General features: G+C 60.7%; 8 protein-coding genes. 3 read left to right on the top strand and 5 right to left on the bottom strand.

Annotated elements, in window-relative coordinates:
- Window positions 1-208 precede the first annotated feature (208 nt).
- Window positions 209-865, bottom strand: coding sequence for a DUF2161 domain-containing phosphodiesterase (locus ACIQJ2_RS01895; RefSeq protein ID WP_400666190.1), 657 nt, complete (start codon window positions 863-865; stop codon window positions 209-211).
- A 33-nt stretch (window positions 866-898) separates the two neighbouring features.
- Window positions 899-1795, bottom strand: a complete 897-nt coding sequence (locus ACIQJ2_RS01890; RefSeq protein WP_400666192.1) for a LysR family transcriptional regulator — start codon at window positions 1793-1795, stop codon at window positions 899-901.
- A gap of 144 nt (window positions 1796-1939) precedes the next feature.
- Here ACIQJ2_RS01890 and ACIQJ2_RS01885 point away from each other — a divergent pair, with 144 nt between their 5' ends.
- Both ACIQJ2_RS01885 and ACIQJ2_RS01880 read left to right on the top strand, forming a co-directional pair.
- Entirely contained in the window at window positions 1940-3133 is a 1194-nt protein-coding gene (locus ACIQJ2_RS01885; RefSeq protein ID WP_400666194.1) for an MFS transporter, read from the top strand.
- Window positions 3134-3161: 28 nt separating this feature from the next.
- Window positions 3162-3992, top strand: a complete 831-nt coding sequence (locus ACIQJ2_RS01880; protein WP_400666196.1) for an aldo/keto reductase — start codon at window positions 3162-3164, stop codon at window positions 3990-3992.
- Window positions 3993-4050: 58 nt separating this feature from the next.
- Here the strand turns inward: ACIQJ2_RS01880 and ACIQJ2_RS01875 are convergent, their stop codons facing one another.
- Complete coding sequence (locus tag ACIQJ2_RS01875) at window positions 4051-7311, bottom strand: GH36-type glycosyl hydrolase domain-containing protein (protein WP_400666197.1); 3261 nt, start codon at window positions 7309-7311, stop codon at window positions 4051-4053.
- A 175-nt stretch (window positions 7312-7486) separates the two neighbouring features.
- Window positions 7487-9955: a glycoside hydrolase family 2 protein gene (locus ACIQJ2_RS01870; RefSeq protein ID WP_400666199.1), complete on the bottom strand. Its 2469-nt coding sequence runs from the start codon at window positions 9953-9955 to the stop codon at window positions 7487-7489.
- A 455-nt stretch (window positions 9956-10410) separates the two neighbouring features.
- Here ACIQJ2_RS01870 and ACIQJ2_RS01865 point away from each other — a divergent pair, with 455 nt between their 5' ends.
- Entirely contained in the window at window positions 10411-10842 is a 432-nt protein-coding gene (locus tag ACIQJ2_RS01865; protein ID WP_400666201.1) for a VOC family protein, read from the top strand.
- Window positions 10843-10967: 125 nt separating this feature from the next.
- On the opposite strand, the gene ACIQJ2_RS01860 is transcribed toward ACIQJ2_RS01865, so the two are convergent.
- Window positions 10968-11798, bottom strand: a complete 831-nt coding sequence (locus tag ACIQJ2_RS01860) for an alpha/beta hydrolase (protein WP_400666203.1) — start codon at window positions 11796-11798, stop codon at window positions 10968-10970.
- Window positions 11799-11930: the final 132 nt, after the last annotated feature.

The following is an 11930-nucleotide window of genomic DNA, read 5'->3' as shown; positions in this document are numbered from 1 at the left end:
GGCGTCGAATGGAGTCGCGCCAATGCGTTCCGGGAGCCTTTGTTTCCCGATTTTACTTTGGGGAAGCGAAGTATAAAACTGAACTGGCGCTGACGTTTAATATGATCCGCCAAATGACTTTTACAAATTAAATATTGATCATGTTTTTATTGCCGAATTTTAAGATATTACATGAATTTAATGTTGTTCGGCCGGAAAATCTCCATATTTAAGGCTGCGGTGCAGGCCATCGCTTGAGCGCTTCCGTTCCAAGCTCGGTCAAGGCGTAGACGCCGCGATCGACGCGCTCAAACCAGCCGTAGACGTTATCTCTCAGAATTTGCGGGGCCTTCGGTGCGGTTTCACGCATCTCCTTGGGGCGTTGCGCGCCGTTTTCGATCGCAGCGGCGCAGGCAAGGGCCTGCTGGCGATAGGCGGTCATGATCGGCTTGCGCGTGCTGCCGCCGAGGGCCGGATCGCCCTTGCGCCGGCGGTGTTCTTCAACAAGGCGTGATCTGCGCCGTGCATTCTTGCGTGGCATCGGCGCGACCGGGCTGACCAAGATATCGACGACATCGCTGTCCGATACCGTCAGCATGCCGAAGCCGAGCCTTCGGCAAAGATCGCGGAAGCGGCGATCACCTTCTCGCCCCTTGCCCTTTGCCGAGACGCGGGCGGCGATCCAGACCTCGTCACTTGCGGCGGCCCGATCCACAGCTTGCAGGATGAGCTCGAGGTTGAAGCTCATCTTCAGTTCGCAGATGACGACAAGCGGTGGCTCGCCGTCATTCAGCCCGACGAGGTCGCAGCCACCGATCTCGCCCTTTACGGCATAGCCGGCGGCTTCGAGAAATGTCTTGATGGGGAGATAGAGCGCCGTTTCCAAATCTGCCTCCGGGCTGTGCACATCCGGCTATTTCTATCCGATTCGGTTAACCAGAAAGTCGATAAAGGCGCGGATGCGGGCCGCCAGGTGCTCGTGGCCGGCATAGACGGCATGGACTTGCTCTATGTCTTCCGGGTTGAAATCTTCGAGAACCGTCACGAGCCTGCCGGCGTCGATATCCGACTGGGCATGGAATTGGCCGATCCGGGCAAGGCCCATGCCCGAAACGCAAAGGCTGCGGACGGTCGGTCCATTATTGGCCTGCAAGTTCCCCTGCACAGTCTTGACGAAATGTGTGCCGCTCCTTGGATCGCGGAAGGGCCACCCTTCTGCGGTCGGGCGAAAGTTGAAGGTCAGGCAATTATGATCGTCGAGTTCGTCCGGTGTTTTCGGCAGGCCGTTCCGCGCGGCATAGGAGGGGGCGGCAACGATGACGCGGCGGCTCTCCATGAGCTTGCGAGCCTTGAGTGAGCTGTCCCGCAAGGAACCGGCGCGGATGGCAACGTCGGCTCGCTCCCCGACGATATCGATGACGCTGTCCGTCAGGGAGATATCGAGTTCGATCTCCGGATAGCGCTGCAAGAAATCGGGCATGATCGGGACAATGCATTGCACCCCGAAAGCAACCGAGGCGCTGACGCGCAACAGGCCGCGAGGGATGGTGGCGCCGCCGGATGCCACAATCCGCTCCGCCTCCTGAATATCCGCCAGGATCGCCCGCGCTTTTTCGAGGTAAATCTCTCCTTCGGGCGTCAATTGCAGCGAACGGGTTGTGCGCACCAACAGGCGCGTGCCCAGCCGCTCCTCCAACCGGGTGACGAGCTTGCTGACGGCGGAGGGCGAAAGGCGCAGTTTGCGGCCAGCCGCCGAAAAGCTTCTCGACGTCGCTGCCTGAACGAAGACATCCATCTCGCCGGCACGATTGTCCAAGCTTGCCTCCTAGCTTTGAATTTAATTCATAAGTGTTGAGGTAATATAGGTGATTATCGATTGAATGTCCCGGCCTCATATTCCCTCCCGAACAAGAACCAACACAGCCGAGATTTCCGGCTGCCTTCTCGATCGGGTGAACCCATGCCTCTCGCACTTTTTGCGTTGACGATCGCGGCCTATGCGATCGGTACAACCGAATTCGTTATTGTCGGCCTGCTACCCACCGTGGCGACCGACCTCCATATCAACCTGCCGCTTGCCGGCCTCATTGTCAGCGTCTATGCGCTTGGCGTCACCTTCGGCGCGCCGATCCTGACGGCACTGACCGGCCGTATCGAGCGCAAGCCGCTGCTGCTTGGCCTGATGGCGCTGTTCATCATCGGCAACAGCATGGCGGCCTTGAGCCCGTCCTATGCGCCGCTGCTGGTCGCGCGCGTGCTCTCAGCCTTCGCTCACGGCGTATTCTTCTCCGTAGGCTCGACGATCGCGGCCGATCTCGTGCCGGAGAACCGTCGTGCCTCGGCGATCGCCATGATGTTCATGGGTCTGACCGTTGCCATCGTCACTGGCGTTCCCCTGGGTACGTTCATTGGCCAGACCTTCGGCTGGCGCGCGACTTTTGCGGCTGTCGCGGGCCTCGGTATCGTCGCTTTTGCCGGCATCTTGCTGTTGCTGCCTTCCAATCTCAAGAAAGCGCCGCCTGCGAGCATTGGTGAGCAGATTGGAGTGCTTGCCAGTGGTCGGTTGCTGATCGTCTTTGCCATGACCGCGCTCGGTTACGGCGGCACCTTCGTCGCTTTCACGTTCCTGGCTTCCATCCTGCAGGAAGTCACCGGGTTTGCCGCCTCGGCCGTCAGCCTCATCCTGGTGGTTTACGGTATTGCGATCGCAATCGGCAACGTCGTGGGTGGTCGCCTTGCCAACGGCAACCCGGTTCGGGCTCTGATTTGGCTGTTTGCCGCCCAGGCGGTCGTGCTTGTCCTCTTCAGCTTCACCGCCGTCTCGCCGTGGCTTGCAATCCCGACGCTCGCAGCTCTCGGCTTTCTGTCATTCGCCAATGTGCCGGGCCTGCAGCTTTATGTCGTCCAGCTTGCCCGGCAGGTTCGCCCCGCCGCCGTCGATGTAGCCTCGGCGCTCAATATCGCCGCCTTCAACCTCGGCATAGCCGCAGGTGCCTGGGTCGGCGGTCTGGTGGTGGAATCCTCGCTGGGCCTCAGCGCCACACCCTGGGTCGGTGCGATTCTCGTCGTCGCTGCCCTGCTGTTTACCCTCTGGAGCGGCGCACTCGATCGCCGCTCGGCTTCCGCAACGCAGGCCGTTTCCTACGCCGCCTGATCACGATCTAAAGTAAAGGACTATTCCAATGGAAATCGTCAACGCCAACGGCGCATCCATCCCAGCTCTCGGCTTCGGCACGTTCCGTATGCCTGGCCCGGATACCCAGCGCATGGTGGACTATGTGCTGCGTAATGGCTATCGGCACATCGATACCGCCCAGATCTACGGCAACGAGGCTGACGTCGGCGACGGTATTCTGCGCTCGGGCATCGCTCGCGCAGATCTGTTCCTGACGACGAAGGTCTGGGTCGAGAACTACTCTCAAAAAGCGTTCGTCGCTTCGGTCGACGAGAGTCTGAAGAAGCTGAAGACGGACTACGTCGACCTCCTGCTTCTGCATTGGCCGAACGATGCCGTGCCGCTTGCCGAGCAGATCGGTGCATTGAACGCAGTCGCAAAGGCAGGCAAGGTTCGCCATATCGGCGTTTCCAACTTCAACCGGACCTTGATGCGCGACGCGGCGCGCCTCAGCGATTTGCCGCTCGTCAACAACCAGGTCGAATATCACCCCTATCTCGACCAGTCGCTTGTCATGGAGACTGCCGCCAGCCTCGGTATGTCGGTAACCGCCTATTATGCCATGGCTGATGGCAAGGTGCTTTCGGACCCGGTGCTGAAGGACATTGCCGGTCGACAAGGAAAGTCGATTGCCCAGATCGTTCTTCGCTGGATCGTCCAGCAGGGGTTGATCACCCTCTCCAAGACGGTGTCGGAAGCCCGCGCGGCAGAAAATGCTGCCATCTTCGATTTTGCGCTTTCCCAGGACGAGATGGCTGCAATCCACGCGCTCGCGCAGCCAAAAGGCCGGATCGTCAGCCCTGAGGGGCTCGCACCGGTCTGGGACGAGGCCACGTAACTCTCGGAAGATAATGAAGAAGGGGGCCATTCAACGGCTCCCTTTTTTACGGATGATTTCAGGCCTTGAAATCCAGCTTGACGTCACAAGCGCCGATCGAGGCGGGCAGGAGCGGTTTGCGGATGCGCTGGCCGAATTGCCGTTGAAAGCCGAAGATATTGCCGATCAGGCTCTTGGTATAGAGGCCGGGGCCGCTGGAATAAGTGCGCCAGCCTCCGTCGACGGCTATATCGCCCGCCTTGACGCGAGCCCAGTCCGCAGAGGCGCGATAGCGGTCGTCGAAGGCCGCGTCGCTGCTGCTGAAATAGGTGTTGCGCTGGCGCAGCGATGCATGCTCCAGCCTGCCGCTGACGGCGATCGGATTGGCGAGCGCCAGTGCTTCCCACACGGCTTCCGCGTCGTCGTCGAGTGCCAGTGCTTCGCAGTAGCGCAAATGGGCATGCACATACATGAGGCCGATTTCGCGGCCGAAGAAGGATGAGGATTCGGCGCGCCGGAACAGCTTTTCCGGGCCGCCGGAATAGGTCGCCGGCTTTTCCATCAAACGCACGCCATCCGGGAACAGGAGGTTCTCGCGGATGATCTTCATGTGCGCATGGCGCTGATCGGGCGTGAACAATCCGCCGATCATCGGTTGGGTCATTGCAATCAGCGAATAGTGCAGTCCCGTCCTTGTATCGTCGGGATGCAGCAGCAGTTCGACGCCGTCATGGCTCGGGTCGAAGACGCCGTAGCCGGCGACGATGCCGTCGCGCATCAGCAGCCGGTTGAAATCGGCGCGCATGGCGGCGGCCGTTGCCTGGAGCGACTGTGCCTCCTCGTTGCGGCTGGCAAGCGTCAGGATATTGGCATAGCGCACCAGCTGTTCATACAGGAGCGAAACGGTCCAGCTGCTGACCATCCAGTCACGCAGGTGCGGATCGGCAGGCTGCAGGCTGTCGTTCCAATCGCCTTCGCCATAGCGAATGAGGCTGGTCCCCGGCACGAAGCGGCTGCGCACGGTGTCGAGCAGCTTCTCGACGTGATCGGAGATCGTCGCACGTTCCGAGGTCAGTTGTACGGTATCGTCGGCCCGCCACGGCACCGTTTCGGCAAGCAGGGTGATGTCGCCGGTGGCCTCGATATAGTCGCACAGGGCCTTCAAAGGCCAGACGACGATGTCGCCATGCGCCTCGCCGGCGCGGATATTGGAGTAGGGCTCCAGCATGAACCACTGAGGCCAGTCGCCGCGATCCCGATACTGCTCGGAGAACAGCGTGATGAGAATCTGTCGGACCTCTTCGTCATGCTCATAGGCGAGCAGGAACTCGATCGGCCCCTGGCAGACATCGCGCGTTCCCCAGGCCGCGCCCGTATATTGCTCCAGCCCATGCGGCACGCTCAGATGCACGATGGCGTCGTGCGCGATCCAGGGCACCATGACGGACTGTGCCGCCACATCCCGACCATCGCCTTCGATACGCGCACCGCGCGTCACGTGGCTCCAGAAGCGTTGCGCGGTCGCCAGCATCTCGCTGCTCTCCACACCCTTGGCATAACGTGCCGCAAAAGCCTCACCGGCCGCGGCGTCGGCCATCGAACCGGTAACGGCAAAGCGGAAGGTCTGCGTGGGATGCGACTTCAGCGCGATGAACGGACCATTGCGCGAGATTCCGTCGCCATAAAGCAGCTCGTCGCCGCCGATGGCCTCGAAGGCATCCGGCGTCGACGTGACGAGATGGTAGGCCGCATTCGGATAGCGGTCCCATAGCCAGGAGGGTTGCGGGCGGAAGGAAATCTTCTTGTTGGCGGTATCGATGGCGATATTGGCAACGGCTTCATAGTCGCGTTCGCCAAGGACGATATGGCCGAAGACGAGGAAGCGGCAGGCGTCGCCTTCGACGGTGACGCTCCACTGCATGGCCGGATCGTCGCCGGACGCGATTGCCGATACGGAAATGGTGCGGCCCAACAGACGATAAGTCCAGCTCACGTCGCTGAGGCCCATCTCGAAAGCCGAGGGTACGCCGAGCAGACGCCAACCTTCGCCGAGATCGACGAGAATGCGCAAACCGCTCGCCCGCGTCAGATTGTAGGGGTCGCGGGAGACGGAGAAGAGCTTATGGAAAGAGGTGTTGCCGATGGTCAGCTGCGCGGCGAAAATACCCTGCATCCAGCAGGTGGCTGCCAAGGTCTTGTCGTCGAGGAGCATGTTCTGCCCGCTGCGGATGATGGATCCGTGGCGGCGAGCCACGAGATGTTCCTTGTCAGCGAGCACGACATGTCTGTTGTGCGCCCCGTCGGGCACAAAGAAGGAAACGAGCTTTCCGTCCACGTGCTCCTCGAGCATGCGCTTGGGGTAAAGCGCATCGATTTCGGACTGACCGAGGCTCGCGCTGACGGCGAGAGGCGCGTCCTGGACGAGGCTGCGGGCAGGTTGCGTGGCGGCGATCGTGTCCTTGGCCAGTGCGCCATGTAATGCCGCGAGCTTGTCGAGGCGGGCAAGATCGGCATCGCTTGACGCCGCCGAATGGTCGGCGACGAACAGGCCAAAGAAGGTCGTGGTCGCCGGGGTGGCCGGTGCCAGCGTCAGCGGCTTCGACTGGATCGCCGGGCAGGCAACCTCGTGCTGCCTGCGGATGCTCGGCAAGCCGGTGCCGAAGTCCGGTACCATGACGCCGTCATTGTCTTTCGATGGTACGAGGAGCTGGATTGCGTCTGTCGCGTAGGCTGCGGCTCCTTCCAGGCAACCTTGCGCCAGCCACGGATTGCGTCCACCGCCTTGCTTGAGGTTCTGTCTGTTCATGATGACAGGCCCGAAGACGGCATGGCCGGCAATATGGTGGTCGATATATTGCGAGGCATAGGCTTCGCTGTTCATCAGGAAGCCGCGGTCGCCCAGGCCGACATCCTGAAGAAGGACAACATCTGCCTCGATCGCCGCACCGGTCGAATTTTCGAGCGACACTTGCCAAAACCATGCGGTCTCGCTCGGATGAAGCCGAAGGCTGACGGTGTGTCTGATGCCTGCCGTTTCGCCGCTCCAGCAAAAGCCGCCTTCGGTATGGCCGAAACGCACTGCTGCCTTCGGTCCGACGATTTCAGCCGTTCTTGGCCCGGTGCCGCCAACGCGCAGATAAAGCCTGCCGATCCCGCCGTAAACGGGCGAGCCGAGCACCTGGTTGATCATGACGCCGCCCTGCTGGTCGGCGAAATCGATTGAGAACAGCGTACCGTTCGGCAAAGCCGAGGCCGAAAGACCGGCGCTGTTTCCAAGTGTGAGAAGACCGAGTTCTTCGCGACGGGGCGTTTGAAAGCTGCGATTGGCGTCGGACGACATAAGCGGTGTCTCGCTGATTCATGGATCGGATAGGGTGCACTAGATCACAAGGCGGCGCCCGATCATAGAAGGCAATTCGCCCTTCATCCGCGCAATCTTTCGTGACGGTCTGCACGCGATTTCCGCCTATATCCGGCGCAATTCACGCGATATAGGGCGCAAAGCGGGCTCGGATTCAGTGATGCGGAGGGTCTGCAACTTCATTGGCCGTGCGAAGCACGGTCGATAGATCGGCATCGTCAAACGCTTCCTTGGAGATGCCCTTTATCTTGAAACTCCTGCTTTCTCCGGCCGCGAGAGTGACGAGCATGTCGTCGACTTCGGCATTGGGGTTGATGCGATCGACGAACAGGCAGAGGTCACGCAGAAGCGATTGCGCCGTGACGGTCACGGTGATCCCATCGGGTGTCTCGGCGCTCTCGATGTCGAAGCGAGGCTGCGGATATCGCAGCTTCATATCCTTTTCGAAGAACCACCAGGCTTCGGCATCGCCGAGACGGGCGCGCAGATATTCCCGGCTGGGATCGCCGGGCTTGGCGACATCGCTCGGAATCTCGATATCGGTGTTCTCGAAGCGATCGCATAGGATGCGCCAGACATGATGGCGGGCAAGCAGCGTTCCGTCGAAGTCGAAGCGTTCGACGGTGAAGGGCACCCGCCAGAACAGCGTTGCATCGTTGACGGCGACGGCAGACAAGCCGTCGCCGCGCGGCTGGATGGTGAGGAGATGCGGCGCATAGCTGTGGCGCAGCGCATACCAAAGCGGCTTCTTTCTGCCGGCGCCGTCGATAGCGGCCCAGGAGGTGACAGGCCAGCAATCATTGAGCTGCCAGACGATGGTGCCCATGCAAGTCGGCCGGTGTGAGCGCATGTGGTCGATGCCGTAGCTGATGGCGCGCGCCTGGTTGAGCTGGGTGACGAAAAGCCAGTCGTCGAAATTTTGTGGATGCGGGAACCAGCCCTCCAATCCCATCAGCAGCTTGTCGTTGCCGCTTGTCGCCTTCTGATGATGCAGGACGCCCGGCGAGGCCGGGGCACGATCTCTCTCGCGCACGGATTGGCCAAGCGTTGCAAAGGTCGGCGGCGCCTGCCAGCCGAATTCGGAGCAGAAGCGCGGGATGTAGTTCCGGTAGGTCTCGTAGCCGACTTCGTTCCAGACATCCCAGATATGCCGGCAGCCATGCTCGTCGGCATTCGGCGCAATCTCCATGGAACCCGAATAGGGACTTCCCGCCCAGTAGGGGCGCGTCGGATCGATCTCGGCGACCAGTTTCGGCAAGAGATCGAGATAATAGCCGGCGCCCCAGGGGCGATTTCCGAGAACGTCCTGCCAGCCCCAGTCGAAGTAGCCCCAGATATTCTCGTTGTTGCCGTTCCAAATCACCAGCGAAGCATAGGGCATGAGCCTTGTGATCGCCTCGCGCGCCTCTGCCTCGACCTCGCTGTAGACTGGTTCCTCTTCCGGATAGGTCGCGCAGGCAAACAGGAAATCCTGCCAGACCATGATGCCGGCGGCATCGCATTCCTCGTAGAAGGTGTCGGTCTCGTAGATGCCGCCACCCCAGACGCGCAGCATGTTCATGTTGGCATCACGGGCCTGGGCGATCCGTTCGCGGTAGCGCTCGCGGGTCACGCGCGGCAGGAAACAGTCGTCGGGGATCCAATTGGCGCCGCGGGCAAAGACAGGCACGTCGTTGACGACGAGCGTGAAGGCGGAACCGATTTCATCCGGCGTCGTGTCGAGCCGCACGGAACGAAACCCCACCCGGCGCTTCCAGCCGTCAAGGGTTGTCGAATCCGATCCGACCAACTGCAGGTCAAGATCATATAGCGGCTGCCCGCCCATCCCATGCGGCCACCAGACCTGCGGATTGTCGATGCGGCACTCGACCAGAGCGTGGGTCTCGCCTTGTGCGACCCTGACCTCGGAACGCTTGCCGGCTACCGACAAGACGAGGGCGACGCTGTCGGTGCCGGTCTCTGCCCATTCGATTTCGACATGCAGGCGAGCAACGCCCTGACTGCCCTGCAGCGTGATTTCGGGGCGGATTGCGCCGAGACGCGCTTTCGACCAGCTCTCGATCACAATCGGTTTCCAGATGCCCGAGGTGACGACGGTCGGACCCCAGTCCCAGCCGAAATTGCAAGCCATCTTGCGGATGAGATTGCTCGGACCGGGGTAATTTTGCGGGATATCGGCGGCGCTGCCGAGCTGCCTGCGCACCTCTTCCCCGTGTTCGTAGGCGGATTGAAAATCAACGATCAGCTCGTTGCGCCCGTTCTTGAGGTTGTCGCCGATGTCGAAGCGGTAGCTGCGATGCATGTTGCGGGTTTCGCCGAGCAGCGTGCCGTTCAGCTCCAGGCGTGCAGCCGTATCAAGGCCAAGGCATGAGAGGTCGACGCGCTCGGCGTCATCGCCGTCCCAATCGAAAGCGAGGCGGTAACGCCAGGCCGCGCGACCGATCCAATCCTGCGATATCTCATTGACGTCGAGATAGGGATCGGTGATCAGCTGCGCCGTCATGAGATCGAGATGCACGTTGCCGGGGACTGCCGCAGCTATGGTATTGGGCAGCGTCGGTGCGGTGGAGGGCGCGCGGAGGCGCGAGATGGTCCAGCCGGTGTCGAGCGTCTGTCTTTTCATGTCATATATCCGTGATGAAATTGATGTTTCAAACAGCGTTTGGCGCAATGAAATGTGGGCCGGGCCGTAGATAGTGCTGGCGTATTACCCGCGACGTCGCGTCGCCCAGGCTATGACCCTCCGCTGAGCGCTTCCTCTCGATGTCAGCGATGCAAGGCATCATCTGTCCTCCACTGCTTGAAGACATATTGTCGGTCGACAAAAGCTGTCAAGCCGACCAGCCGGCGATATCGGAGCGAATGGTCGCAGTGCCGCCGGTATTTTGACAGCTACGGAAGATGGCAGGTGGGTCTCAACCCGCACCCGCCTGCAGACACGGCCACCGTATTGACGATTTCTTCGCGCGTCTCGAAAAATAAAATATGTGCCCTGTCGGAAAGTTGCTTCCGCCAACGTCCTTGGGCTAGCCCATCTCAAGGGGGCGATAATCAAATCCCGTTCGCAAGGAGACGAACATGACTGATGCAGCAGACCAGAAGCAATCTTCTCAACCCCGCGTGCCGGTTCGCGGTGGCGTGGTGGCCTATCTGACGGTAGATGGCGCGGTCAAGGCGGCCGAATTCTATAAGCGCGCCTTCGGCGCGGAGGAGGCATTCATGTTTCCGGTCGATGAAAAGGGCCGGACGATGCATATCCATCTCTACATCAACGGCAGTTCGGTCATGCTGGGCGACGCCTATCCGGAATATGGCCACGCGTTGGAGAAGCCGCAGTCTTTCGTCATGCAGCTGGTGGTCGAAGACTTCGACGCATGGTGGAAGCGAGCCGTCGACGCCGGATTGGAGGTTGTTGTTGAGCCGCAGGTGATGTTCTGGGGAGATCGCTGGGGCCAGATGCGCGATCCCTTCGGGGTCATCTGGGCCATGAACGCGCCCGTCAACGAATGATGTTGGAATGCCCTCGGTGCAGCCTTGTGCCGAGGGCTTTTTTCACCGCTGTTTTGAAATCTCTATCCTATTGTTTTTGACGCATTCCGGACGGAAAACCGCTGCGCACTTTTCCTGGAAATGCTTTATACCGCGAGCAGGGTCCGTGTCAGCGGATGGTCGGCGTCCAAGAGGCCGTCCAGTACAGAATAATGGTGTTTGTCCGGCTCGACCACCACAGCTGTCGCGGCGCCAAGCCCGACCCAGATATTGGCGAGCAATGCATTCTGCCGGACAAACTCTGCGCGTTCGGCTCCGCCGACCCAGCAGGTCAAGCGGATGGTGCCGACCGGCTCCAACAACGCCGGGCTTTCAGCCTTCGCTTCGGCATCATCGATGCGAAGCTCCTTGTTCATGCTGCGCTTCATGATCGGACGCAAATCATGCACGCCGGAGATAGCCAGGACATGACGGATACGCTTGAGGATCGGCTCGCCAAGCGGCGATGTGGTCGTCATCATGCGTGCCGCGAGTTGCCCGCCGGCCGAATGTCCCGTCACAATGATGGGGCCGTCGACCATCCCGGCCGCCGCCGTGACTGCTGCGCCTATTTCCCGTCCTATCCCGCCGATGCTGTTTTCCGGGCAAAGCGTGTAGGACGGCATCGCCACCGCATAGCCGGCCACAATCGCGCCCGCTGCCAGATGCGACGAGTAGCTCTTGTCCGTCAGCAGCCAGTAGCCGCCATGAACGAAGACGACCAGACCCTTCGGCTCCCCTTCGGGCAGAAAGAGGTCGAAGCGATTGCGCTCACCGGGGCCATAGGCAATGTCGAGTTTTGCGCGGCCGGCCGCAGCTATGCTGTCCCGGAAAGACCGGGCAGGCTCGATCCAGGCGTCCGGCCATCGGTCGCCATCGACGATGTAGGCGCTGTTGGTGTAGGCGCTGTCCCAATCAGTGACCTTGAAATAGCTCATCTGCGGCTCCCTAGAGCCGGATTCAGATTTTAGGTCTGCTCGACCTAAAATCTGAATCCGCTCTAAAATCAAAGAGGTAGAGCATGATGTCGCCCGAAAACCGCGCGCAATTTTCGGCATCATGCTCTAGCG

The organism is Rhizobium sp. NPDC092011, from assembly GCF_044756305.1.
Classification (GTDB): domain Bacteria; phylum Pseudomonadota; class Alphaproteobacteria; order Rhizobiales; family Rhizobiaceae; genus Rhizobium.
Note: the sequence above shows the minus strand (reverse complement) of the source record. Positions and strands in the feature narration are given on the sequence as shown.